The sequence below is a fragment of the Deminuibacter soli genome (assembly GCF_003412455.1).
Classification (GTDB): Bacteria; Bacteroidota; Bacteroidia; order Chitinophagales; family Chitinophagaceae; genus Deminuibacter; species Deminuibacter soli.
This window is the reverse complement of record NZ_QTJU01000009.1, coordinates 43,754-67,880: the sequence shown is the minus strand read 5'-3', so window position 1 is coordinate 67,880 and position 24,127 is coordinate 43,754. Positions and strand designations below refer to the sequence as shown.

23 protein-coding genes are annotated in these 24,127 nt (G+C 46.3%); 12 read left to right on the top strand and 11 right to left on the bottom strand.

All coding sequences use genetic code 11. The features are described from left to right. The first annotated feature begins 63 nt into the window (after positions 1 to 63). The 9 genes from DXN05_RS25090 (at position 64) to DXN05_RS19610 (ending at position 9,641) form a co-directional block, all read left to right on the top strand. The gene (locus DXN05_RS25090; protein WP_116849000.1) at positions 64 to 402 is read left to right on the top strand and encodes an ABC transporter permease; all 339 of its coding nucleotides are present in this window, start codon (positions 64 to 66) and stop codon (positions 400 to 402) included. A 151-nt stretch (positions 403 to 553) separates the two neighbouring features. Beyond that, positions 554 to 817, top strand: coding sequence for a hypothetical protein (locus DXN05_RS19635; RefSeq protein ID WP_116848999.1), 264 nt, complete (start codon positions 554 to 556; stop codon positions 815 to 817). A gap of 242 nt (positions 818 to 1,059) precedes the next feature. Beyond that, entirely contained in the window at positions 1,060 to 1,476 is a 417-nt protein-coding gene (locus tag DXN05_RS24520) for a hypothetical protein (protein WP_147314004.1), read from the top strand. 10 nt (positions 1,477 to 1,486) lie between these two features. Continuing rightward, positions 1,487 to 2,455, top strand: a complete 969-nt coding sequence (locus tag DXN05_RS19630; protein WP_158559355.1) for a DUF5050 domain-containing protein — start codon at positions 1,487 to 1,489, stop codon at positions 2,453 to 2,455. Between the two features lie 9 nt (positions 2,456 to 2,464). Then, a complete protein-coding gene (locus DXN05_RS19625) occupies positions 2,465 to 4,921 on the top strand; it encodes a S8 family peptidase (protein ID WP_116848997.1) in 2,457 nt (818 codons plus the stop codon). Positions 4,922 to 5,045: 124 nt separating this feature from the next. Next, entirely contained in the window at positions 5,046 to 5,174 is a 129-nt protein-coding gene (locus DXN05_RS25160; protein ID WP_262511513.1) for a hypothetical protein, read from the top strand. Between the two features lie 281 nt (positions 5,175 to 5,455). Continuing rightward, positions 5,456 to 7,651, top strand: a complete 2,196-nt coding sequence (locus DXN05_RS19620) for a hypothetical protein (RefSeq protein ID WP_147314002.1) — start codon at positions 5,456 to 5,458, stop codon at positions 7,649 to 7,651. 89 nt (positions 7,652 to 7,740) lie between these two features. Next, a complete protein-coding gene (locus tag DXN05_RS19615; RefSeq protein WP_116849095.1) occupies positions 7,741 to 8,634 on the top strand; it encodes an SDR family oxidoreductase in 894 nt (297 codons plus the stop codon). 80 nt (positions 8,635 to 8,714) lie between these two features. After that, positions 8,715 to 9,641 (top strand): helix-turn-helix domain-containing protein, encoded by a 927-nt coding sequence (locus tag DXN05_RS19610; protein ID WP_116848995.1) that lies wholly within the window; start codon positions 8,715 to 8,717, stop codon positions 9,639 to 9,641. A 31-nt stretch (positions 9,642 to 9,672) separates the two neighbouring features. Here the strand turns inward: DXN05_RS19610 and DXN05_RS19605 are convergent, their stop codons facing one another. Both DXN05_RS19605 and DXN05_RS19600 read right to left on the bottom strand, forming a co-directional pair. Further along, a complete protein-coding gene (locus DXN05_RS19605) occupies positions 9,673 to 10,920 on the bottom strand; it encodes a PepSY-associated TM helix domain-containing protein (RefSeq protein ID WP_211330104.1) in 1,248 nt (415 codons plus the stop codon). Positions 10,921 to 10,923: 3 nt separating this feature from the next. Continuing rightward, positions 10,924 to 13,374 carry a TonB-dependent receptor gene (locus DXN05_RS19600; protein ID WP_116848993.1) on the bottom strand — a complete coding sequence of 817 codons (2,451 nt, stop codon included), beginning with the start codon at positions 13,372 to 13,374 and terminating at the stop codon, positions 10,924 to 10,926. A gap of 214 nt (positions 13,375 to 13,588) precedes the next feature. Between DXN05_RS19600 and DXN05_RS19595 the strand changes: the two genes are divergently transcribed. Both DXN05_RS19595 and DXN05_RS19590 read left to right on the top strand, forming a co-directional pair. Further along, positions 13,589 to 13,966, top strand: a complete 378-nt coding sequence (locus DXN05_RS19595) for a hypothetical protein (protein WP_147314001.1) — start codon at positions 13,589 to 13,591, stop codon at positions 13,964 to 13,966. A gap of 18 nt (positions 13,967 to 13,984) precedes the next feature. Then, positions 13,985 to 14,455, top strand: coding sequence for an HAD domain-containing protein (locus DXN05_RS19590; RefSeq protein WP_116848991.1), 471 nt, complete (start codon positions 13,985 to 13,987; stop codon positions 14,453 to 14,455). Between the two features lie 90 nt (positions 14,456 to 14,545). Here the strand turns inward: DXN05_RS19590 and DXN05_RS19585 are convergent, their stop codons facing one another. The 9 genes from DXN05_RS19585 to DXN05_RS19545 form a co-directional block, all read right to left on the bottom strand. Beyond that, on the bottom strand, positions 14,546 to 15,124 hold the full coding sequence (locus DXN05_RS19585; protein WP_116848990.1) for a YdeI/OmpD-associated family protein: 579 nt from the start codon (positions 15,122 to 15,124) through the stop codon (positions 14,546 to 14,548). Between the two features lie 11 nt (positions 15,125 to 15,135). Next, entirely contained in the window at positions 15,136 to 15,528 is a 393-nt protein-coding gene (locus DXN05_RS19580; protein WP_116848989.1) for a DoxX family protein, read from the bottom strand. Between the two features lie 6 nt (positions 15,529 to 15,534). Further along, complete coding sequence (locus DXN05_RS19575) at positions 15,535 to 15,999, bottom strand: SRPBCC domain-containing protein (protein ID WP_116848988.1); 465 nt, start codon at positions 15,997 to 15,999, stop codon at positions 15,535 to 15,537. 1 nt (position 16,000) lies between these two features. Continuing rightward, a complete protein-coding gene (locus tag DXN05_RS19570) occupies positions 16,001 to 16,318 on the bottom strand; it encodes an ArsR/SmtB family transcription factor (RefSeq protein WP_116848987.1) in 318 nt (105 codons plus the stop codon). Between the two features lie 227 nt (positions 16,319 to 16,545). After that, positions 16,546 to 17,448, bottom strand: a complete 903-nt coding sequence (locus DXN05_RS19565) for an HTTM domain-containing protein (RefSeq protein ID WP_116848986.1) — start codon at positions 17,446 to 17,448, stop codon at positions 16,546 to 16,548. Positions 17,449 to 17,451: 3 nt separating this feature from the next. After that, positions 17,452 to 17,979, bottom strand: a complete 528-nt coding sequence (locus DXN05_RS19560) for a hypothetical protein (protein ID WP_116848985.1) — start codon at positions 17,977 to 17,979, stop codon at positions 17,452 to 17,454. 2 nt (positions 17,980 to 17,981) lie between these two features. Continuing rightward, on the bottom strand, positions 17,982 to 19,514 hold the full coding sequence (locus DXN05_RS19555; RefSeq protein ID WP_158559353.1) for a serine hydrolase domain-containing protein: 1,533 nt from the start codon (positions 19,512 to 19,514) through the stop codon (positions 17,982 to 17,984). An 8-nt stretch (positions 19,515 to 19,522) separates the two neighbouring features. Beyond that, positions 19,523 to 20,350: a hypothetical protein gene (locus DXN05_RS19550; protein WP_116848983.1), complete on the bottom strand. Its 828-nt coding sequence runs from the start codon at positions 20,348 to 20,350 to the stop codon at positions 19,523 to 19,525. A gap of 151 nt (positions 20,351 to 20,501) precedes the next feature. After that, entirely contained in the window at positions 20,502 to 21,317 is an 816-nt protein-coding gene (locus DXN05_RS19545; RefSeq protein ID WP_116848982.1) for a hypothetical protein, read from the bottom strand. Between the two features lie 413 nt (positions 21,318 to 21,730). On the opposite strand from DXN05_RS19545, the gene DXN05_RS19540 reads away from it, so the two are divergent. After that, positions 21,731 to 24,112, top strand: a complete 2,382-nt coding sequence (locus DXN05_RS19540) for a hypothetical protein (protein ID WP_116848981.1) — start codon at positions 21,731 to 21,733, stop codon at positions 24,110 to 24,112. Positions 24,113 to 24,127: the final 15 nt, after the last annotated feature.

Below are 24,127 nucleotides of genomic sequence, written 5' to 3'. Positions count from 1 at the left end.
CACAACCGTACAATTGCCGTATCAAAACCGGACAATCTGCAACACGCCTGAAAGTATAATTATCTGTGCATCGGGCTATTCGGTTTATCTGTACTGGCCGCTGAAAAACGTACCAAAGAAATCGGCATCCGCAAAGTACTGGGCGCCTCCGTAAGCGGTGTTGTTACCATACTTTCAAAGGACTTCCTGAAGCTGGTTACCATTGCACTGCTGGCATCTATACCATTGGCGTGGCTGGCGGCCAGCAAATGGCTGCAGAATTACCCGTACCGCATAACCCTGAGCTGGTGGATGTTCGCGTCTGCAGGCATACTGGTAATCATGGTAGCCCTGTTAACGGTAAGCTTCCAGGCTATAAAAGCGGCCATCGCCAACCCGGTGAACTCGCTGCGAACAAGTTAGTGTGTGGTGAAAGATAGTGAATAGAATAGTGAATAGTGAATAGTCAATAAAAAAGTTCCGCAGTGCTCACTGCGGAACTTTGTTTTTGGTGTGCTGCTGTTGCGCCCGAACATCAAATAACCTACATTGCATTGCACAACGCAATGAAACAATGATCACACAGGAACACATCGACAATTTTAGCCCGGCTTTGAAACAGATTATGGAGGGCGAATTAAAACTGGGTAACATCATTGCCGAAACCGCCAAAGGCTGGCCTGCATACAATACCATAATCGTGTTCCTGCAAAAGCCATTTATAGCGCATTACGAAACAGATAATGTAGTTTACCGCGATGTGAACGACAGGCATTACTGGAAGGCCGAGTATACCGATAAGCAAACCCAACATATATTGGCTTGTTTTTTTGAGTGAGGATACAATACGACGTCATGCGAACCGATTTGAAAGTTTTTGATAAAAGCGAATCACAGTGTACTTACGTACGCCTGCTTAAAAACGTTGCCAGCTATTGCTCAATCTCGTTGCGGCTACTATTATACCTATCCTGATAATAGAAAATTTTAATTTGTTTGTATCAGGTCTTTGCCTAATTTAAGTGTACAAAAGGTAAAACTAACGCTTTCCAACTATGTGCCATCAATGATATACTTGCTATGCAAAGCCGATCAACCATTGCTAACCTATTCACCTGTATTGCCTTGATTGCAAAATCACAATCCTCCATCCTGTTTTTCTTATCGGGCATCTTGCTCTATAGCTCATGCAAAAAGTCGAGTGCCGCCGATGGCAGTGGAAGAAGTATTGTTTCGGGAACACACAATAACAGCCCTTCTCTTTACAATAACTATATATATTACGAGCAGGCTGGCATTTGGCGTGTAGGCGGCAATGGCCAAAATAATATCCGGTTATGTACCAATTCTTACATGGGCTACTCAATTTCTCCTACGGGAAAGATTGCCTATGTAAATTTTGATTTGCATGTCATTGATCAGACACAAGGTACTATTTGGATGATGGATGAAGATGGCTCTAATAAAAAGCAAATCACATTCAACAACACTTTTTAAATTCAACAATGTGAAAGCCCCCATCTTTACATCAATGTTTTTTTGTCTCACATTTCTGTGTAGCACATCCTGTTCCAAGCACGATATAGCCTGCGGAAGCGACAATGTACAACCTGTACCTACTTACAGTTATCCGGCGTGGCATCCATCAGGTAAATACATAGCCTTTGATTATCTACCGTTGCAATCTGCTCAAAAATCAGGTAACGGCCCTTGCAGTGAGTTTAGCTATGCTTATTATCCTGATTCTTCTGGTCTTTGGGTGATGAATAATGACGGGTCTGGCAAGCGGCAAGTAACCCATTTCCAGGTAAAAGATCCATGTTGGTCGCCATCTGGTGACTGGCTCGCATTCAGCGTTAAAGGATTATTGTACAAGATGCCTTTTGATGGATATGTTTTTGATACAACGAGGATGGTTGTTTTAACGACAAGCGGTATTGGTAGTAGCCCTTCTTTCACTGACACAGGCGATTCGTTATATTTCAAGGGAGATACATCTGCGAGGGGCGATGCCGCCTATCTTTTCAAAATGGCTGCAGATGGAACCGGATTGACTGTATTTCAGGATACAAAAAACATAATGAATGATCCGAGGTGCATTTCCTCCGGCGAAGTGTTATATGGTAGTTATGATAGTTTAACAAAACAGGGGCAATTATTTTCATTCCGCGGTAATATGTCTACTGTCAGGAGGATAACGAGCACAAGCGATGTATATAAGGTGAAGAATCGACCTGCTTATTTCGGAGATTACATCTATTATGAGCAATACGGTTTGTGGAGAGTTAAAGCCGATGGTAGTAACTCTGTGAAGTTGTGTGGCGATTCTTACGAAGGTTACACTGTTTCGTCAAATGGAAAAATTGCATGGGTGAATTTTGATTTACAAACGCTGAATAAAACCAGCGGTACTATTTGGGTGATGGATGCGGATGGCTCTAATAAGAAGCAAATTACATTCAATAACACATTTTAAATCTAAACTGTGAAAACACTAATTCAACTCTTATCTTTAATTATTTCTATTGGCTTTTGTAAAGTCTCAGTTTTTGGGCAAACAAGCCGGGATCAGGAAGCAATAGTTTATTTTGGCAGCGGTGTCCAGCGATCGGGTTCTGGAGCTGTCATTTCTTCTGCAGCTATACAAAATGTACTCGCCAGTTATGGATTAAATAGTAGCGACGTTTTGGCTGCGTATCCTGACTTTAATGAGACCGATACGTTGGTTTCAGATGAATATGGCAATACTTATAAGAAAATGAACAAGGCAAAAGTTTTTGTGATCATAACTCCTAATGTCACAGTCCGTAATCAGCTGGTCAATAGCTTACTGGCTCAGACAGAGGTAGTATTTGCTGAAGGGAATGGGCATGGAGAATCGCAGACGATACCTAACGATAGTTATTTCACATCTCAAAATAATCTGTATAACCCATCACATCGGGATTACGATATACATGTTACGGAAGCATGGGATATTACTACTGGATCTGCCAATTCAATCATTGCAATTATTGACAAAGGGGTGGATATTACTCACCCGGATCTTTCAGCAAAAATTGCAGGCGGCGACCAAACCTATCAGCTGGAGACCCTTGGAGATAGTCATGGAACCGAGGTCGCTGGCAGTGCAGCAGCATCTTCTAATAACGCTGTTGGTGTATCTGGTGTTGACTGGAATGCTCGGATATTGCCAAAAGATTATACTAATGGGCCATCTTCATTGCAAGGCGCTATTTTAATGAATAGAAAAACAGAAGAAGCTGTAGACTTTGGTACGAATGTGTGGACGTTAGTGCATAGCTACCATTTAGCTGACGACAATGGCAATCTCAGCCCATACTCGATTATGCTTAGAGAGGGGATGGCTTATGCATACAAAAACAATCGGCTGTCTTGTGTGGCTGCCGGTAACTCTCAGGGCCAGCATCCAAATGTTGCAAATTATCCCGGAGGGTTTGATATGGGGATTTTAACAGTGGCAAATTGCGGTGACGGTAGCATTATTAATCCGGGTTCTACTCAGGGAGATTGGGTTGATATTGCAGCTCCGGGAGATAATGTTTACACTACCAACTGGAATAACCGGTATGCCCCGGTAGCTGGTACGTCTATGGCCGCGCCACAAGTGGCTGGAGTTGCATCACTTTTGAAAAATTATCGGAATGATCTTTACAATGATGACATAATTCAATTAATTGAACGTAGCGCCGTTCACGTGAGTGATGGTAATTTCCCGGCTACACCCAATATTGCTTACGGTTATGGAAGACTGAATGCACGCGCGGCTTTAGATTTTTTGCGAACACCATACACCCTGCAACACTTTACTCAAACCGGCGGTGCAGTTTATGCAACAACCAACAATGTCAAAATGATATTATTGGCATTCCCCGGAGTTGCAGATGGTACTTATATAGTTAACAAAATTGAAGTACGTACTACAGTCACACTGCCATCTACATTTTGCTCCGTTAATGGTGTATGGGGCGTTGGTCTTACTTCTACCGGCTACCGGAACGATGGTGGAAGCTGCTATGGTGAAGGCTTTTGTGATGTTGTTGCTCAAAGTGGCAATACGGTTACACTTCGAACCTATATTTACGAGATTAGTACAATACTAGGTCAGCCTATAGGTACATATCCTGTTGCGAGCGCCGGCGCAGTTAGGTTTGGCTATAGCGTGTTGGGGATAAGTATTGGCAATCCTGTTGTGAGTGGTAGCAATACAATATGTACCCCTACAACTAATGCGCCGTTCGCTGTTGCTGGCAGCACTGGCATATCTGCGGTAACATGGAGTGCAACGCCGGCAGGACTGGTTTCATTTTCTTCTGCGTCGGGTTTTTCAACAACTGTTAATCGTGTTGGCAGTGCTAATGGTGTTGCTACGATAAAAGCAACGATGGCAAATAGCTGTGGTACAAATAGTCTTATACAAAGGAATGTGGTGATAGGTTCCCCGGCTCCCTATGGTATTAACCGGCAGGGATCGAATTGCATTGGATCTGTGATAGGGGATAATGTGTTTACGATAGCCCCGCAGTCTGACGTGAATTTATCTGACTACTCTTTTTTATGGAGTTACCAAAAAGGGTTAACCAATGGATTTTTAGGATCAGGCACAAGCGTTTCGAAGAAGTTTACACAAACAGGCACATATACGGTTACGGTAGAAGGCGATAATAGTTGTGGTACCGCCCCTGACATAGTTATTTCATTTACGCTTTCCAATTGTGCCTTGACAACAATTGAAGCCTACCCTAATCCCGCGAATAACACCATACTTGTAACGTTGTCAAATCCAGGAGCAGGGGCAAATGTGGATTTAAAAACAAACTCCGGATCACAAAGTGCGGATTTAATAAAAGCAATTGTGTTATATGATGTAGCTGGTAAAGTGGCGAAAGAGATGCGTTGCGTTAACTCAAAAATCAGTTAGCGTCAATGTCAGTCAGTTATTGCCGGGAACTTACTTCCTGTCGGTAACAGATAGTGAAAATAGATTGGTGAGTAAACAAATTGTAGTAGTAAAATAACATTGCGCCATAACCAATGCATGGGAAATGTATCAAAGCATTCCGCATGCGCATTTATACGTAGTGCCCGGTGGCGGCCACATACCATACATAGGCCCCGGCCGCCGCGAGGCCTTTCTCAAACAGGCCCTGGCCTTCCTGCAAGGCGATTTTTAGACGTTGTTATTGCCTGTCGTACTTCATTGTTTCAGCTTGTGTCTGCTGTAGGATAGTTATATCCCCGCATTGCCACTGCTTCAGCGTTACAAACAACCTGTAACCGTTTCTTTTTACGCAGCAGCCAATTAGCGCTAATTTTACAGTTGTACATATCGCCCGCGATAAGGTGGTCAGTGTATTTAGTCTCCACAGAAGACCATCAATCTATTGCCCAACGTTCTGTTTGAACAATTAAACTATTGAACAATTAAACCATTGAACAATAAATCCATTGAACAATGAAACAATCAATTCTTTGTTTGCTGTTTGTGCTTTTGCTGGCAGATGCAACGTTTGCACAAACAAAACCTGCTGCTGAAACCGGCACAGCCAGCGTGCCTAAAGACATTGGATGGCCACGGCAAAAAACGAATAACGGAGCGGTACTGCTGTACTATCAACCGCAAATAGATGAATGGAAAGATTATAAACAATTGTCTGCCCGGTTTGCATTTTCATTAACGCCCAAAGGTGGCAAACAAATACTGGGTGTAGCTTCCATCGACTGCAGTACTACGGTTGACAAGGAGGAACGCATGGTATACTTTAAAGATGTGGACGTAAAAGACATTCGCTTTGCTTTGCCCGATACTGCCGGGCAGGCACAAATGAAACAACTGTTTATGAGCCTGGCCCCAACAGGTGGCGAACCTGTTATGCTGGATAGGGTAATGGCCGATGTGGTGAAACCCGGTACACCCACTGAGGGCGTGGCTGTTAAAAACGATCCGCCGCCCATTTTCTACAGTACCAATCCGGCTGTATTGTTAATGGTTGAAGGCGAGCCGGTGCTGGCACCGATAGAAAAAAATGACATGCAGTTTATTGTAAACAGCAACTGGGATTTGTTCTGCGATAAGAAAAAACAAAACTACTACCTGCTGGAAGATAAAACCTGGCTTACTGCTACCAGCCTGCAAGGCCCGTGGACGCAGACTTTGCAATTGCCGAAAGATATGAACAAGCTGCCTGCAGGGCAGAATTTTGATGATGTGAAAAAAATGATCCCGCCACCGCCGCCTTCGGGCAAAGTTCCCAAAGTTTTTTTCAGCGCTGTACCGGCAGAGTTGATTTTGGTTAAAGGTGCGCCCATCTACACTAAAATTACAGGTACACAATTGATGTATATTGCCAATACAGAAAACGATGTGTTCCTGGATAATGCTGCTGAAACTTATTATGTTTTGCTCTCCGGTCGCTGGTTTAGCGCAGGTAGCCTGGAAGGGCCGTGGGCGTATGCAGGTGATCACCTGCCCGCAGATTTTGCAAAGATTCCGCCATACTCTGAAAAGGGTGATGTGCTTGCTTCTGTACCAGGCACAATTGAAGCTTCCGATGCGGTAATGCTGGCAAAGGTGCCCACAACAGTGCTTATCAACAAGGCCCAGGCAGAGGCGAACGTAAAAATCAGTTACGATGGTACGCCCAACTTCAAAACCATTGAAGGCACCACGATGGACTATGCTACCAATACCCAGGATAAAGTGATCAAGGTGGGTGATTTATATTATCTCTGTTTCCAGGCAGTATGGTTTGTTTCTTCAAACCCTTCCGGTCCCTGGAAAACGGCAGATAGCGTGCCGCAGGAAATTTACACCATTCCATCTTCTTCTCCGGTATATAACGTAACCTATGTAACACAAACCAATGCTACAGAATCCACCGTCGAGAGCAGTTCGACGGGCGGTTATTTCGGCATGTTTATTTTAGGCGCTGCAGTAGGTGCAGCCATTGTATATGGTACCGGTTATTATTACCCGCCTTATTTTTATTGGGGCGCTGGCTTTGGCTACCCGGTATACCGTCCCTGGCCGCGTACCTATGGCATGGGGGCCGTGTACAATCCTTACACAGGCGGTTATGCCGCCGGTCGCCGCGTATATGGTCCTTATGGTGCAGCAGGAACCAGTGCCTGGTATAATCCTGCAACAGGCAGGTATGGCCGTTCTGCAAGTGTACAGGGCATGTATGGTGGCAGAACAGTAGCAAGATCCTATAACCCATGGACAGGCGGTTACGGTGCTACTTCACAAGGGCATAATGCTTATGCGCAATGGGGCAGCTCGGTAGCAACACGCGGCGGGCAATGGGCACAAACAGGGCATATTACCACTGCTAACGGAACGGCTGCTGCCTATCGCACATCTACCGGGCAAAGAGGTGTGGTAACACATGGTGCCAATGGTACCGTAGTGCATACCAACAACGGCGTGTATGCCGGTCACGATGGCAATGTGTATAGAAAAAACGGCACAGGCAACTGGAGCCAGTACAACAAAGGCAACTGGAACCAGGTAAACAGGGAAACCATTCAAAGGCAGGGGCTCGGCAACTCAGCTGCATCACGCGAACGTGGACAAATGCAGACCCAGCGCTTTCAAAATGCAAGAATGAACAGGGGAGGCGGTCACTTTGGTGGGTTTCACAGAAGGTGATGCCCCCGGTTTCAGCTACAACATACACGGATCCGGCTACATCCAATCCTTTAACGCGCAGGATATTTGCGTTATTAAAAGTAAAACATATGCGCGTTTTTGTTACCGGCGCTACAGGTTTTGTAGGCTCAGCCGTTGTTCACGAATTAATTACTGCAGGTCACCAGGTGCTGGGCCTTGCCCGTTCACCCGAAGGGGCACAGTTGCTTACGGCAGCAGGCGCCGAAGTACACCCGGGAGATCTGTATGATATTGACAGCCTGCGCAGCGGCGCGGCCGTATCAGATGGTGTAATTCACACCGGCTTTAACCACGATTTCTCTAAATTCAAAGAAAGCTGTGAACATGACAGGCGCGTGATAGAAGCCTTCGGAGATGTACTCGAAGGTTCAGCCCGCCCTTTAATCATCACATCTGCTATCGGCCTTTTACCCAAAGGCAGCATAGTAAATGAAACGGATATGCCCATTGCAGGCCTCAACCCGCGCATTGCTTCAGAAGAAGCGGCAGATGTAGCGGCAGGCCGTGGTGTGCGCGCTTCTGTAGTACGGTTGCCTCCATCCACGCATGGCGCGGGCGATCATGGTTTTGTGCCTATGCTTGCAAACATTGCGCGTGAAAAAGGTGTATCAGTTTACCCGGGCGATGCACTGAATTGCTGGCCTGCCGTTCACCGCTATGATGCTGCAAAACTATACAGGCTTGCATTGGAAAAAGCGGCTGCAGGCGGCACCAGGTATCATGCAGTAGCCGAAGAAGGCATCGCATTCCGCGATATTGCAACGGCCATTGCCCGCGGTTTAAATGTGCCTGCCGTGTCAACATCAAAAGAAGAAGCTGCTGCCCATTTTGGCTGGTTCGCCCATTTTGCCGCCATGGATATCCGTGCCTCTGCTGACCAGACAAAGCAAGCCTTAAACTGGCAGCCAACGCAACCCGGCCTTCTTGCTGATATGGCTGCCAGCTACTTCTCCGCAAAATAGCTGGTGTAAAAGCAATAACACCGGGAAATCATGGGTAAATTACAGTCATAAAATCATCGAACAATTATAGCCATAAAGCAATGAAACCATCCGGCAATAATTCAAGCTTACGCAGGATTTCTACCATCACCGAATATCACCGGCTGCGTGGTTTGCCCAAACCTGAACATCCCCTGGTAAGCCTGGTAAATTATGCTGCTATCAAACATTCACCTGAGAACAATAACAGCAGCTGGGTGCATGACTTTTATCTTATTGCTTTAAAGCGGAACTTCAATGCCAGTTTTAAATATGGCCAGCAGGAGTATGATTTTGATGAAGGTGTGCTGTTTTTTATTGCCCCGGGCCAGGTATTCAGCATACAGGCAACCGCAGATGCCCCTGATAAAAGCGGCTGGATGTTATTGATTCATCCTGATTTCTTGTGGGATACGCCGCTGGCGAAAACAATCAAACGGTATGAATACTTTGGTTATGCTGTTAACGAAGCACTGTTTTTGTCTGATAAAGAAGAAATGGTTATTACAGGTATACTGCAAAACATACAGCAGGAATATCATGCGAATATTGATAAGTTCAGCCAGCAGATTATTATATCGCAGATCGAGGTGTTGCTTAACTATGCCGACAGGTTTTACCATCGCCAGTTTATTACCCGCAAAGTATCGGGTCACCAGGTGCTTACCCGGCTGGAAAACTTGCTGGATGCTTATTTTAGCGGGGATGCAATGGTAAAGGGCTTGCCCACTGTTCAATACATTGCCGAACAGCTCCATCTTTCACCCGACTACTTAAGTACGTTGTTGAAGGTAAGTACCGGTTTAAACACACAGCAACATATCCACGAAAAGCTCATTGAAAAAGCGAAGGAAAAATTATCCGCCACAAACTTATCGGTTAGCGAAATTGCCTGCGAATTGGGTTTTGAACACGCACAATCGTTCAGCAAACTGTTTAAAACAAAAACGAATGTGTCTCCATTAACATTCAGGCAGTCGTTTCAGTAAATAAAAAAAGGAGCCAGCGGCTCCTTTTTCTTTATGCAACTGTTGCTTTCGCAACAGGCTTTGCTTTGGGCTTCTTTCGTTTTTTACCCCACCAGATAATAAAACCGGTAACGGGCAGGCTGGCACACACCAGGCTTATTAAAAAGGCAATAATCTTGCCTGCAATACCGCCGATGGCACCTACATGAATATCATAATCCATGCGCACCAGTTTATCTGCACCGCTGCCTTGCTCATAGCTTTTGTTGTACAGGGTTTGTCCCTGTATTTCTTTAAGCGTGTAGCGGTCAAACAATCGTGTGTGGTTCTTATAAAATGTTTCCTGCTCGGGATTATAAGATGCAGAAATGGCATCGCTTTTCTTCTGCGCAAACTGTATAGACAGGCTGCCTGTGTTGCTGTATTCATGGCTTAGTTTGCTCCAGATACTGTCTTCTGCCGAGTACAATGCTTTTTGCGCAGGTATAGCCGTGGTGTCAGAAAGCATGGCGCCCCTGCGTTCCGGCATGGTTTTGCCGCCGCTGGCTACCCAGTAAATAGATTTGGGTACCCATTTAAAACCAAAATAAATACCGGTAACGGCAATAATAAAGGCGCCTATCAGGGTGTAAAAGCCCAGCACATTGTGCAGGTCGTAGTTCACACGCTTGAAAGTAGCCTTCCATTTTATTTTGAAGCTCTTGTCTACATTAGCCTTGCGCAGGTTTTTCGGCCACCACATTACCAGACCGGTAATCAGCAGTACGATAAAAATCAGCGTAGCCCAGCATACAATCGGCTGACCAACTTCTCGCGGCAGCCACAGGTTAAAATGCCCGATCAGCACAATGCGGAAAAAGTCTTTCTCCAGCGCCTTTGCCTTTAATACCTGTCCCGAATAGGGATTCAGGTAAACCATCATGTAACCCGTTTGCTTATCGCGGTAGGTGGCGATGGCTGCTTTGCCTGTACCCGGATATTGTACGGCATTGATTACTGATCCGGGTTTGCCGGCCTTATCGCCGAACTGGTGTTGTTCAGCGATTTTTTTAAGAGCAGATGGACTTAAGTATGGTTTGGCCTCAACCTGTACAAACTGGTAAGGTTGTGTTACGCTGCTTATTTCTTTTTGAAAAGCATAGATGCAACCCGTAATGCTCACGATAAATACAATAATGCCACTCACCAGTCCCAGCCACAAATGCAGCCAGTCGTTAATGGTGCGGAACAATGATTTGCCGCGTTTCTTTTTTACGGCCGTTTTGGGCGGCGCTGTGGCCATTGGCTTGCTTAGTTCCATGCCTTAGAATTTATAGGTGATAGACATTCTCACGTTGCGGCGTGCTTCCACTACATAGCTGTAAAAGCTGGTGTTTGCTTTCGGGTTGGTATCCAGCGATGCGGTTGTAAGCAAACGCTGATCATCGAGCAGGTTGTTTACCAGCAGGGAAATACCAAACTTGTTTTTCTGGTACGAAACGCCGGCGTCTGCCCGGAAGTAGTTAGGCCAGTTAGGTGTTTGGGTAGTGCCGGTATAACGGTCAGCCAGCCACTGGATGCCGCCGGATAAACCAAAACCATTCAGCGTGCCTTTGCTGAAGCGGTATTGCAGCCATGCATTGGTAATATGACCAACAGTGTTGGGTGTTACATTACCAACAGTTTTGATTGGTTGGTTGGGTGATTCCCTGGTGATTTTTGAACTGGTGTAGGCGTAATTGGCTACCAGGTTCAGGCCCTTTGCCAGCTCACCATTGATGTCTACTTCCACGCCCTTGGTTTGTGTTTCACCCAGCTGTACCTGGAAGGTAGTGGTGCCGTTTACGTGCGTGGGGTCTGTATCAGGCGTAAGCGCATTCTGGCGGTTAATGCGGTATACACTCACACCACTTGTCCAGCGGCCATTGAACCATTCTCTTTTAACACCTGCTTCCAGGTCGTTGCCTTTAACAGGTTTGAAGGCATTGCCGAAATAGTCGGTACCTGATTGCGGTACAAACGACTGGTCGTACAATGCATACACAGAAGTTTGCTTGTCGATAGAGTAGCTTAAGCCCACACGAGGAGAAAAAACATGGTCTTTAATATCAGCAGTTTTGGTCTTGCCAACAGTTTCTGCGGACGTATAACGCAGGCCCAGCGACAACCGCAGCTGATCATTTAAAAAGCCCAGTTCATCCTGTGCATATACAGATGCATAATCTGTAACAGTGGCATAGGCAGTAGAACCGGCACGGGTGCGCACATCTACAGAGCGGTCAATTTTAGGAATAGAATCTGCAGGGATGCCATAACTAGGGTTATAAATATTAAACACCTTGCCGCCTGCCAAACGCAGGTTGGGAGAGAACTGGCGGAAATCGCCCCAGAATTTTTTGTTGCCGAAATCAGCGCCTGCCAGTATGCGGTGGCGAATGTTGCCGGTTCTTTCTTCACCACTCAGGGAGAACTGGCCAAAACGGTTTTCACCTGCTTCATCACCGATGCTGTAGGCACGGGTCATGTTACCTGCAGAATCAAGGGTAGAAGGCCATATGCTGTTGGCCACCATGCTGAAGTTAAAGTAAGCAACTTGTGCGTGTGCTTTCCAGCGTTCGCTGAGTTTATGATCGAAATACAGGTATACGCTATGGTCTTTGATTTTACCGGGTGTCAATGAAGGATCACCATAGAAAAAATCATTGGCTACATTTTCATCGGCCAGTTTTCTTTTAGAGAAAGAATAGTTGCCATTTGCCAGGTACTTAATACCCTGGAAGCTGTATTCAAAGGTTACGGATGTTTTATCATCAATCAGGTATTTGATTACAGGCGATACCAGTACGCGGTTGTTATAGTTGTACTTGGTAAAATAATCTTTCTGCTGACCGGCTACGTTTAAGCGGTACAGTAAGCGGCCGTCTTTGCTCAGCTTGCCATCCAGGTCAAGCGCAGCGCGGTATGTGCTGAAGCTGCCCATGCTCATGGTAAGCGACTGGCGGTTAACACCGGAAGGTTTTTTGGTTACCACATTGTAAAAGCCACCTGGTTCACCTGCGGCCAGCATAAAACCTGCCGGGCCTTTTACAAACTCAATGTTCTCAATCATGGCAGCATCTTCAGCGGTGGGTCCCCAGCTGGCTTCAATGTTCATACCATTGCGGAAAGCGGGAATTTTAGAACCACGCATGCGTATATTGGCATACTGGTTATCCCAGTGACCTACACGTGTGGCGCCGCTCACGTTGCGGGTAATTCCGTCTACTACGTCAAACACCTGCTGATCGGCCAGGGTTTGTTTGCTGATCACCTGTATATTCTGCGGTGTTTCAAGAATGGAGCTTTGCAGGCGCAGGGAAGGGGATACACGGTCTACTTTATAACGGTTGCCGCCGCTGCGTACTACCACTTCGTTCAGCTGCGCATCAGATACTTCCAGCTGGAAAGAGATATTGTTTTGTTTGCCGTTCTCAGCCAGCACTACTTTTTTATCCAGCGGTTTGTAACCCATCAGGGAAACATCTACCTGGTACGTACCTGCAGGCAGGTTTTTGAACATATAAAAGCCGTTCTCTGTAGTGAGGGTGGCTTTGTCAGTACCAATCAAACGAACAATAACGCCTTCTGCAGGCTGGTTATCGGCGGTAATAATTTGTCCGGAGATAATGCCTTTGTCTGTATTCAGCTGTGCAAACAGGTTTACGGATAATACAAGGCAAAAAAAGGTCAGTGCAGAAGGGAGTAGTCTTCTGCGCAATGTGTTGAAAAAGCGCATAAGGTAATAATGCTAGTGGTTAATAAAACTGTCCAAACACTAAAACGAACGTCTGTTTAACAAATCATTTCAGGTCGCAAAAGTATTGGTGTACATTAAGCAAGTCTTACGGTATGCGGAAAACGGATTTATAAAATAGGGAAAATAACGGGTGTTCGTATTCTTACTAAATAACCTGGAATTCATATCTTACCAATCTTTAAATGCTAACTGTTTGGAAAAAATCACTTCAATGCATATAACAAAATTGTTAGATGCAGGGGTTGCATTAACCCCATCACAAGCAAAGCTTTGTATCCCCATTATTAATAGGCTCTATATCAAGATGGCAAATGGTATAAAATTCGCCAGTATTACAGTTGATGGTGATGTTATTAGTAATGGACATCACCGTTATATAGCTTCATTACTGGCTGAATACGAAATAGGAAAAGTGCCCGGCGTGGTGTCAAAAAATGTAGTAATTGGCTGGGAATCAGTTGTGTTTGAAGAAGAAGAGTGGGAGGAGCCTGATCAGATTCACGAATTTAATGTACAGGATGCTGCTGAAAGTGGTATATCGCTTGAAATAATCATGGGATTGCTCAAATAAGGTGTAAATTTGCCATATATGTTAGTATTCCTTGACATAGATGGTGTTATGGTTCCTGCCATAGGACATAGAAGGCCCGAAGTTTTGGCGGACGGGTTTGTTGCTTTTAGCAATAAGTCTGCGCGTGCCCTTGACCGTCTTATCACTGAATATGACGCAACAGTGGTTCTTACAACATCACATAAGTCAAATTATAGTATTGAAGAATGGGAAAAGATCTTTAAAAACAGAGGCATCCATTCCAAAAAGGTTAAATCAATTTACCCTAACAAGGATCATCTTTCCCGTAAAGAAGAAATATTGAATTGGTTTAGCCTTAATAATACTGAAGAAGATTTTGTCATCATAGATGATGATAAATCTTTGAATGGGCTGCCAAAAGATCTGAAAGCGCATTTGATATTAACCAGCTCTTACGTTGGATTAACAGAAGAGCATTTAAACGATGTAAAAAGGATTGTGGCGAGTAATAAAAAACTCCCGTGTTAATAAAGACAGGCAGCTTTGATTTCTTCTGTTAAGTTTCCATATAAAAGAAATAAGGTTTGTTTTGAATGATTAGCCCCGGTTGCATCAGGCCTAATCATTCAACCCCTTTCCCTCCAGTATCTGCGGGATGGATTTTTCGATTCTTGATTCCCTTGTTTTGGTTTGTTTGGGTGCGGCGAAGTAGAGCAGGTAGGCTCTTTGCCTGCCTGGTGTTAAGGCTTCAAATGCTTTCTTCAGCGCTGGTTTTTTAGCGAGCCTGCTTTGAAATTCTTCCGGCATCGCAAATTCCTTTGTCTTTTTCAAAGGCACTTTCAAACCGGCCTTCTCTACTTCAATAGCCTCGTATACGTATGTCTTCAGTACGCGTTCCAGCTTTACTATTTCTTTTACATGGGTAAAACGTACCTGGCGCGCGGCCTGTACGTTTTCCGTTTGCTGTATCAGTATGCCATTGGGGTCGTTCAGCAATGCCCCTTTGAAAAACAGCATGGCACAGTATTCTTTAAATACGTGTATCAACACAATATTGGCGTCCTGGAAGGTGTAACAGGGGCAGCCCCACTTTACTTCTTCGGTAAGTCCGCAATCGAGAATAAGTGTTCTGAGATGCTCCAGTTCCTTCTGCCACTTTTCGTTTTGATCAAAATAAAAATCAGCTTTGGGATTCATGGTGTTCAATTTTATGCATTAACTGAAATGAGTTTCCTGTCTGCCGGTCTGAAATACCACGATACAACGGTGAGTACAATCAGCAGTAAAGCAGGGGCTATTTCACCCAAGGAATCGCCCATGGCTATATGCGAAAATACCGCGCCAGACATTACAAAGAAAAAACCTGCATAGGCCCATTCTTTCAGCAACGGGAATTTAGGCATAAGTACGGCCATAACGCCCAATAATTTCCATACGCCCAGCAACGTTAAAATGTAGAGCGGGTAACCCAGGTGTGCAACGCTGTCTGCACCACCCGTGCCGTTTTTGGCTTTGAACAATTGTACTGCGCCTGTAGATACCATACCTAATGCCAGCCACAGTGTGGCAATCCAGTAAATGATTTTGTTTCTTTTTGTCATGAAGGGTTATTTTAGTTTGTGTACAATATCCTGCAGGCGGTTGTGTGCCATATTAATGCCCTGCGCAAAAGGTAGTTTCAGTACCTGGTCCCGGTGTGCAGCTGTTCTGTATACCACGTGCATGGTAAGTTGACTGGTTTCCTCAGTGAGCGCTTCAAACTCCAGGAATTCGAGCTGCACGCTATAAGGTGTGTTCTCCATTTCAAACGTGCGGATAATTTTCCGGTTGGGCACAAACTCGTGAATCGTGCCGTTGAAGCCGTATTTGTTGCCTTTGTGATCGGTTGTTTCAAACCGGTAACTGCCATGTGATTTGTTTTCGAGTTTCAATACTTTGGTGCCCATCCATTGTTCCACAATTTCCGCATCTTCATAGGCTTTAAAAAGCAGGTCCAGTGGCAAATCAAATACGCGGGTTATTGTTAATTCCTGTTTGCCGTCTTCGGCATGGATTTTTGTTTTTTGTTCCATGTTATTTTTTATATTTTTTCATGATGGATTCCAGTTTGTTAAACCGCGCATCCCACAGCTGGCGGAATGGTTCAAGGAAGTCGGCTATTTCTTTCATTTTTTGCGGATTTAATTGATAGTATATCTCCCGGCCGTTTTGCTCCTGTTTCAGCAATTCGCATTCAGTAAGTATCTGCAGGTGTTTTGAAACAGTGGGGCGTGCTGTATCGAAGTTGGCAGCTATGGCGCCTGCTGTTAAGGCCTGCGAAGCTACCAGCAGCAATATGGCCCGTCTCGTGGGGTCGGCTATGGCTTGAAATACATCCCGTCTCAGGTTCATTGTGTAGTTATTTGACTACAAATATATGTGTAGTTATTTGGCTACGCAACTTTTTTGGAAAAAAATTCCGGCATCGTGGGTATTGGCTATGAGCCGATGGAAGATAGGTTTCGCTCTACTGTGCCGGGGCCTTTCTTACTTGCACATTCACGATGTGGTGGATGTTAACGATTGCGCATTGCTACGCCCGTATTACCGCCCGGCCAACAACCGGGCGGTGCTGGTTTTCAGGCAAGCCAGCTGCCAATCACATGATACACGTCCACCGGGTTGGCGAACAACAACAACACGGCCAGCATATGCCAGCCAAACAGGTGGATATTGAGCATGTATTCAATAGCCAGATGAAACAGGTAACCGATTACAAGAAAAATATACTGCACTTCTTTAATCCATAACCCGATGCCCAGCGCAAATTCAATTATTAGCGCTCCCCAGGTTAGTATTTGTACAAATGGCTTTTGTAGAAGGAAGCGCGGCACCCTGTAGCGCCGGTACACATCATTGGCGGTAATGTAATACATGGCGATACCTTTTCTGTAAGTTGCGCCTTTCAGTTTCCAGTAAACGGTGTAGAGATAAATGATAGATACCTGTATTTGCATCAATCGCAATGCCCATGGCGCCTGCATGGTAATGTAACCCGGTGTAATGAATTGATGATGCTGCCACCACTGGTCTGCCGACCATGCCTGTCCGCAGGGCGTAAATATCAGCAAAAAGCACATAATCCTGGATAGGTTGTCGCCACCATTACACAACGATACATTGCGGTTGATAATGGAGTTGAGTGTAATAAACACTGCCATTACGCTGATGGTGGTGAAAATACCCAGTATCATCATGACCAAAAAAAACACATGAAAGGCCAGTACTGCATGTACCGCTAATGGTGTTGGGGGCAGGTACAAAAAAAGCGAGAGCGATTTTTTATGATAACGCTGCTGGTAACGTTCATACCCCAGCAGTCCCTGCGGGCCCAGGTATTCCAGAGCATTGGCCCAGATAAAAAAGCTGTCGTACAATAATATCAGGCCAAATACAATACGGAACAATGCGATGGTATAAACCGGCTCTGGCGTAAAGAAAAACGTATTCCATGCATCGGATAATTGTTGTAAGCTGAACATAGATTAAGATTTCACGGGCTGATAGGTGTATACCAGGGACTGGTAGGTTTTAACCGGCGTTTGTTCACTGTTGTCCATAGGCGGGATGGGCTGGTGCACCTGGTAGATCTCTGCTTTAACACAGGTTCCTTCCAGGTTGTAGCGGCGTAACAGGTACAGTATAAAATCCAGTTTTATATTCACTGCGCCTTTGTACCTGGATATTTCCAGGTATAGTTTGTGGTACTTTTTATAGCGCAGTTTTTCCCAGGCATTGAGTTGTTCCGAAGGGGTTGGCTCCCATATAAAAAAATTACCGTCGGCCAGTGTAAGTTTTATTTTAGGCCACCAGTTCTGTTTATAGGGATCAGGCGAAAACATCTTCCATTCATGGCAAAGGCCTAACCAGAAAAAATAGGGCAGCACTTTAGGGATCCACCATTTACGAACAGGGTGACTGAGCTCCCTGTCCCAAAAGATCATCCAGAAAAGCATCAGCACAATAAAGAGGTTGGTTAAAATGGTAATGACTGAATGTAAAAAAGGTTGCATGGTTAATAATGATAGGGTGTTTTCCGGAAATCAAATCCGCCGAGCAGCATTTGGTGATGGTGCGTGTCAAAAATGACTGCTTCACCGCAGAATGGTCCGTCGGTTTGTACATAGTGATTGTCTGCAATGGGATGCAGGCGGCTTTCTTTCAGCGGGGCATAGGCGAGTATCAATTGTTTGTTTCTCATAAATACGGCTACCCGGCCAACAGCAGGATGCTGGTATATGCCTGCTGTAGTGTGTGGTGGTTCCTTATGCCCGGGCAAAGTTTCATTGTGGCCGGTTTTATGAAAATAACAAGGGCCAACGAACAAGCCCTTTGCCGTTTGCCCGTTCATATCTGCCCGAATAAAATACCGGCCCCAGTGCGGCAGTGTTTGCTGGAAAATACCCTGGCCTTTATAAATCAGATCTGACCGGTGCCTGCCGCTGGTAAGCTGCAGGTTGTTACCCGCTTTGCTTATGGAAAACACGGTTGCGTTGTATTGATAAGTGCCTGTAAAATTGCCGGTACCGGGGTAATTAAAGTTCAACGCAGTTGTGTTGCCATTTTGCAGGTAATAACGGTTTAAGCACTGCAGCACATATGCCAGCTCTGAAGAGGCGCCGCCGCGGTTGGTCATTGCCAGGTATACCTGTTGTTTTTCCACATGCCATAACAGGGAGGCACTGTGCCCGAAATGCTCGCCGCTTTGAAACAGCAATACCCCGTTGTGTGCCTGTGTGCGCAAATGGCCGATGCCTGTGCTTACCCGTTTGCCAGCAGGCTGGTGCAGCTGCAGCAATAAATCAACGGTAGCCGGTTGAAATACCTGTTTACCGCCGTATGTGCCCTGGTGCAGCAGGCAATATAACAAACGGGAAAAATCGGGTATCGTTGTATGCAGGTCAAACGCGGCGTGCGGCGCGGCTTCCAGCTGTACCGCCTTTAATGGGTAAGGATGGTTGGCTGCGGCATAAAAATGCAATAGTGTATGCGGTGTGGTAATGCTGCCTGATTCCTTGTTGCCAAAACCGGATGCATGCATGTGCAGCGGTACTAAAACCTGCCCGGTAATGTATTGTTCGTAACAGGTGCCTGTGACTTGTTGTATAATAAACCCAAGTAAAATAAACCCCAGGTTAGAGTAGCGGTACTGCCCTGTGCGGATGTCCTCACCAGGCAACCGGCTGAGCGCTGATTGAATCTCTTGTAATCCCGGGTTGCATTTCCAGAGCTTTCCCCTTGGTATACCGCCGGTATGCAGCAGCAAATCAAGCACAGTGGCCTTACCCGGTAGCCAGGGTAAGCATTTGGCTGCCGGCTGGTGTATGTTAAGCAGGCCTTTTTCCTGGCATAACAATACTGCCAGGCCGGTTACCAGTTTGGTGAGTGAGCCTGCCTTGAAAACAGCTGCTTTATCTTCACCGGTTGAATTAAAAACAGCAAAGCTGTGAGAACGCAATATCCCTGCCTCCAGCTGCGGAAAAGCGAAGTGCTGCTGCGACTTCAGTAAAAAGCGCTGAACCGGCGGGGAAAGGTGTTGTATTTGCAAAATGAAGATTAGTTGGTTAAATCAGGATATTCATAAGCAGCAACTGTATCAAACACATTAATGGTGGCAATAACCAGTGCAGCACCGGATGCACCTGTGTTGGTATAATTTTCCATGTACTGGCACATGGAAGGAATGCCGCCGGTATCGGTAACAGTAATCAGGCTGTCTTTCAGTTGTGTTTGACTGGCGGCGCTCCAGCTCTCTTCAAAAGTTTGTGCGCTTTGCGCGTAAGAGGCGGTTTGAGCAAGCTGTTGCTGCAGGGAAAGCACCATGGCTTCCTGCTCATCGCGCTGGTTGCCGGGGCAGGTGCTGGCATTATTGGCATTGCACGGATAAACTGTAATCATGGAGTTGTATAAGGCAGTCCAGTAATCTGCACTGGTGGTTGGGGTGCTGCCAGCTGATTTGATGGCATTGTAAATAGCATTGGCAACGGCTGTTGTAACAGTACTCATAATGGCGCCGCCAAGCATAATGGCCAGTGTTTTTAAGCGTTTGGAGCAGGCGGTTGAAATGCCGCCCTGTGCGCCGGAATCTGCGCCTGCATCTGCAGCGGCATCGGCTGCTGTATCGGCGGCAGTATCGGCTGCTGCGTCAGCTGCGGTGTCTGCAGCAGCATCTGCGGCGCTGTCAGCCACGCCGTCTACAACTGCATCGGTAACTGCATCTGTAGCTGCGTCTGTCACCACGTCGGCCGCAACATCAACCAGAATGGCTACACAGCCGTGCGAAAGGTCAATAGGGGCTGCTGCATCAATGTATTGGTCAGTTTTATTGAACGTAAGCCGGTCTTTCGGTGTGCCAGGCAGTCCGCCTTTTTTTTGATTATCCATAAACAATATTTAAAGTTTACCGAATATAATATTGCTTTGATGAAATGTATCCGTGCGTTGTAGCCCGTGTATATTCATTTTATTCATGTAGAAACCGGGATGGTTATTCATAGCATAACGATCCCGGTTTCAATAAAATGTAAGGCGAAGCTTAATTCGTTAAGTCAGAAAACTCGAAACCTGCAACGGTATCAAAAATATTGATCGTTGCAATAACCAGTGCAGCGCCTGTTGCGCCGGAGTTGGTGTAGGTTTCCATGTATTGGCACATAGAAGGAATGCCGCCTGTATTGGTAACGGTAGACAGGTCATCTTTCAGCTCGTCCTGGCTGCTGGAAGGCCAGCTATCTTCAAATGTCTGCGCAGCATCTGCATAAGAGCTGGTTTGAGACAGTTGCTGCTGCAAAGAAAGTACCATGGCTTCCTGTTCATCGCGTTCGTTACCCGGACAGGTATTGGCGTTGTTGGCATTGCAGGGGTAACTCGCCACCATCGAATTGTACAGTGCAGTCCAGTAGTCTGCACTGGTGGTAGGGCCGTTGTTTGACGACTTTTCTGCATTCATGATAGCGCTGGTTACTGCAGTTGTAATAGAGCCCATAATAGTACCACCGAGGAATACCGCCAGGTATTTCAGGCGGCTGGAACAGGCAGTGGATATGCCGCCTGATGCACCTGCATCTGCGCCCGCATCTGCTGCGGCATCAGCGGCCGTGTCTGCAGCGGTATCGGCAGCTGAATCGGTTGCCACATCAGCAGCAACATCTGTTGCGCCGTCAACAACGGCGTCAGTAACCGCGTCGGCAACAACATCTGCAGCAAGATCGGCAACAACGGTCAGGCAGCCATGTGCCAGGTCAATTTGCGGTGCCGAATCAATGTAGTCATCTACTCTGTTAAAGGTTAGCTGATCCTTAGGTGTAACACCCAGCAGGGCTGTTATCCCACCTTTTTTTTGATTACCCATAAGTAATATTTAATGTTTCCCGAATATAATATGGCTTTTATAAAATTGTAGTTGCGGGCATTTGCGCATGTGTAGCGGCAGTTGTATGTAACGGGTAATAAAAGCGATGGCAATGCAATAAGCGTTATCGATATAATATATTTATAGCTAGCGGTTTAAAGTAATAAAACTTCTGCAGCAGATGAATTTTTGCTGACACAGATGAGCGCGTTGTTAACGCGTATTCATTTTATTCAAAGCGCAGCAGGTGTTGGCAGGGATGGTTATGGTATTTCTCGGCAGTGAACCACATGGCTGCCGGCACATATTCATTTTATTCAAAAGTTACTGCCGGTGCAAACCGGCGGCCGGGTTTTTGCTAAAGGTTACAGTTATATAAATAAAATTGCTTTATTAACGGTTAAAATAATTGCATGAAAACACGCGTATGCGTTTCATTGATACTGCTTGGCTGCATGCTGGCAGGTAGTGCTGGTGCACAGCAGGATTCAGCTGCGTTGCTGCAGGTAAGCGGGGTTTATCCTTCCCTGGCCGTATTTAATGAACACGATGCGGGCCGGTGCGAAACCGACGGCATTGAAGGCGGTATCGGTGCTGTTGTGCCCTGGGCAGGAAAGCTGTGGTTCATTACTTACTCGCCGCATTGCCCCAATGGCAGTTCTGATAAATTGTACAGCATTGACAGCAACCTGCGGCTGGCCGCGTATTCCCAAAGTGTTGGCGGTACACCTGCCGGCCGCATGATTCACCGCGAAACCAACCAGCTTATCATAGGGCCGTATTTTATTGATTCCGCAGGCGGCATACGGGTTATACCGCCATCTGTAATGCCCGGCAGGCTCACTGCCATAGCGCGGCATCTTACAGCGCCGGCTGACAAAGTATATTTTTATGATATGGAGGGAAAGATTTATGAAGCAGATGTACGCTCACTCGATGTAAAAAAGCTGTTTGATAAACCTGTTCCCGGCTGGCACGGCAAAGGCGCATACACCGGCCAGGGGCGTTTGCTTATTGCCAACAATGGTGAAGATGCGGTATATAAAATTTCTAAGCAGGACCTGCTGGCGGGTGATCTTCCGCAGAACAGCGAAGACAAAGGTGTGCTGGCTTCCTGGAACGGAACAGCGTGGACGGTTATCCAACGCAGGCAGTTCACCGATGTAACAGGGCCGGGCGGCATTTATGGTGCACCTGCCGATACATCACCGGTATGGAGTATTGGCTGGGATAAACGGTCTGTGATTTTACAGCTGCTGGATGGCGGCAAATGGTTCAGCTACCGCTTGCCCAAGGCTGCGCGTACTTACGACCACTGGGGCGGCTGGTATACCGAATGGCCGCGTATCAGGGAAGTGGGCAATGGCAACATGCTGATGGACATGCACGGGATGTTTTACACATTCCCTAAAACCTTTTCGCAGCAAAACAGTGCTGGTATTGTGCCGCTGAGCAGTCACCTGCGTTATGTGCCTGATTTTTGCAACTGGAACGGGCAGCTGGTGCTGGCTGCTGATGAAACCACCATGCTCGGGAATCCCATGGCCGGGCGCTCGCAGTCAAACCTGTGGTTTGGCAGTTGGGATGAGCTGAAAAGCTGGGGCCCAACCTCAGGCTGGGGTGGTCCCTGGCTGGATGATGCGGTTGCCGCCAATGAATTTTCACAACCTTATCTTATTACCGGCGATGCCCGGAAAGTATTGCACCTGAGCCATGATGCCAACAGGGAAGTAGTGTTTACCCTGGAAGCGGATGTTAAGGGCAATGGTCAGTGGCAGTTTTATAAAACAGTTACTGTGCCTGCACATGGCTACCGGTATTTTATTTTCCCGGCTGATTTTTCCGCTGCCTGGATTCGTGTGGCTGCAAGCCAAACCTGTAAAGCCACTGTGTTTTTTCATTACACCGGTAAGAGCAGTATACAGCATAAGGAACTGTTTGCATCATTGCCAAATGCAGATGACGCAAGGCAGCAGGATGAGGTGACGCTGATCCGGCCAGCTGCGCATAATAAAAACCTGCAGGTGTTAACCATCGGCAACAAGGGGAAGACTTACCGGGAGGTGGATGAGCGCCTGCAGTTCAGTACACCGCTGGCAGACAGTATTGCACAGGTGGAAAGACTGCTTGCTTTTAAAAAGAGCTTTGAAACAGACAGTGCTTCCCTTGTAGTACATGATCATACCGGCACCTTCCGTTTACCCAAAGGCACTGCCAGCCTCGACAACGAGGTAAACAGCAGGGGAGCGCGCGAAATTGAATCGGAACGCTACATGCTGAACGCAGGCGGAACATTTTTTGAAATAGGCCGTGAATCAGGCTTTGCAGCTGTGCGCCCCATATGTACACACAATAAACGCATCACTGATTTTTGTACCTGGCGTGGCTTGCTGGTATTGAGCGGTACCCGTAATAATGCAAAGCACGACGGGCATTTCTACGGGGATAGCTCCGGCGGTTTATGGTTTGGTGTTGCAGATGATTTATGGAAAATGGGTAAACCCACCGGCGAAGGCGGTTTTTGGATGAACACAACAGTGAAAGCAAATGAACCATCATTGCCTTACCTGATGACAGGGTATGATAAAAAACAAATAACGCTGAAAGCCGACCGTGATGTGCTGGTTACGCTGGAAATAAATGCTGATTTAAGCAGCTGGCATGTGTACAGGCAAATACAGGTGCAGGCAGGCAAAACGGTTACATACACATTTCCCGATGGCTACAGCGCGCACTGGATAAGGGGTGTGGCCAACAAGGATTGTACGGTTACTGCCTGGCTGAAATATGAATAATCCACACAAGGCACA

Excerpts from the sequence above, each read along its gene's own strand:
- DXN05_RS19585 (WP_116848990.1), bottom strand. The coding sequence starts at position 15,124 with ATGAATCCCAAAGCTGATTTTTATTTTGATCAAAACGAAAAGTGGCAG.
- DXN05_RS19540 (WP_116848981.1), top strand. The coding sequence starts at position 21,731 with ATGAAAACACGCGTATGCGTTTCATTGATACTGCTTGGCTGCATGCTG.
- DXN05_RS19560 (WP_116848985.1), bottom strand. The coding sequence starts at position 17,979 with ATGCAACCTTTTTTACATTCAGTCATTACCATTTTAACCAACCTCTTT.
- DXN05_RS19575 (WP_116848988.1), bottom strand. The coding sequence starts at position 15,999 with ATGGAACAAAAAACAAAAATCCATGCCGAAGACGGCAAACAGGAATTA.
- DXN05_RS19545 (WP_116848982.1), bottom strand. The coding sequence starts at position 21,317 with ATGGGTAATCAAAAAAAAGGTGGGATAACAGCCCTGCTGGGTGTTACA.
- DXN05_RS19605 (WP_211330104.1), bottom strand. The coding sequence starts at position 10,920 with ATGGAACTAAGCAAGCCAATGGCCACAGCGCCGCCCAAAACGGCCGTA.
- DXN05_RS19565 (WP_116848986.1), bottom strand. The coding sequence starts at position 17,448 with ATGTTCAGCTTACAACAATTATCCGATGCATGGAATACGTTTTTCTTT.
- DXN05_RS19600 (WP_116848993.1), bottom strand. The coding sequence starts at position 13,374 with ATGCGCTTTTTCAACACATTGCGCAGAAGACTACTCCCTTCTGCACTG.
- DXN05_RS24520 (WP_147314004.1), top strand. The coding sequence starts at position 1,060 with ATGCAAAGCCGATCAACCATTGCTAACCTATTCACCTGTATTGCCTTG.
- DXN05_RS19620 (WP_147314002.1), top strand. The coding sequence starts at position 5,456 with ATGAAACAATCAATTCTTTGTTTGCTGTTTGTGCTTTTGCTGGCAGAT.
- DXN05_RS19615 (WP_116849095.1), top strand. The coding sequence starts at position 7,741 with ATGCGCGTTTTTGTTACCGGCGCTACAGGTTTTGTAGGCTCAGCCGTT.
- DXN05_RS19580 (WP_116848989.1), bottom strand. The coding sequence starts at position 15,528 with ATGACAAAAAGAAACAAAATCATTTACTGGATTGCCACACTGTGGCTG.
- DXN05_RS19590 (WP_116848991.1), top strand. The coding sequence starts at position 13,985 with ATGTTAGTATTCCTTGACATAGATGGTGTTATGGTTCCTGCCATAGGA.
- DXN05_RS19635 (WP_116848999.1), top strand. The coding sequence starts at position 554 with ATGATCACACAGGAACACATCGACAATTTTAGCCCGGCTTTGAAACAG.
- DXN05_RS19550 (WP_116848983.1), bottom strand. The coding sequence starts at position 20,350 with ATGGATAATCAAAAAAAAGGCGGACTGCCTGGCACACCGAAAGACCGG.
- DXN05_RS25160 (WP_262511513.1), top strand. The coding sequence starts at position 5,046 with ATGTATCAAAGCATTCCGCATGCGCATTTATACGTAGTGCCCGGTGGC.
- DXN05_RS19610 (WP_116848995.1), top strand. The coding sequence starts at position 8,715 with ATGAAACCATCCGGCAATAATTCAAGCTTACGCAGGATTTCTACCATC.
- DXN05_RS19570 (WP_116848987.1), bottom strand. The coding sequence starts at position 16,318 with ATGAACCTGAGACGGGATGTATTTCAAGCCATAGCCGACCCCACGAGA.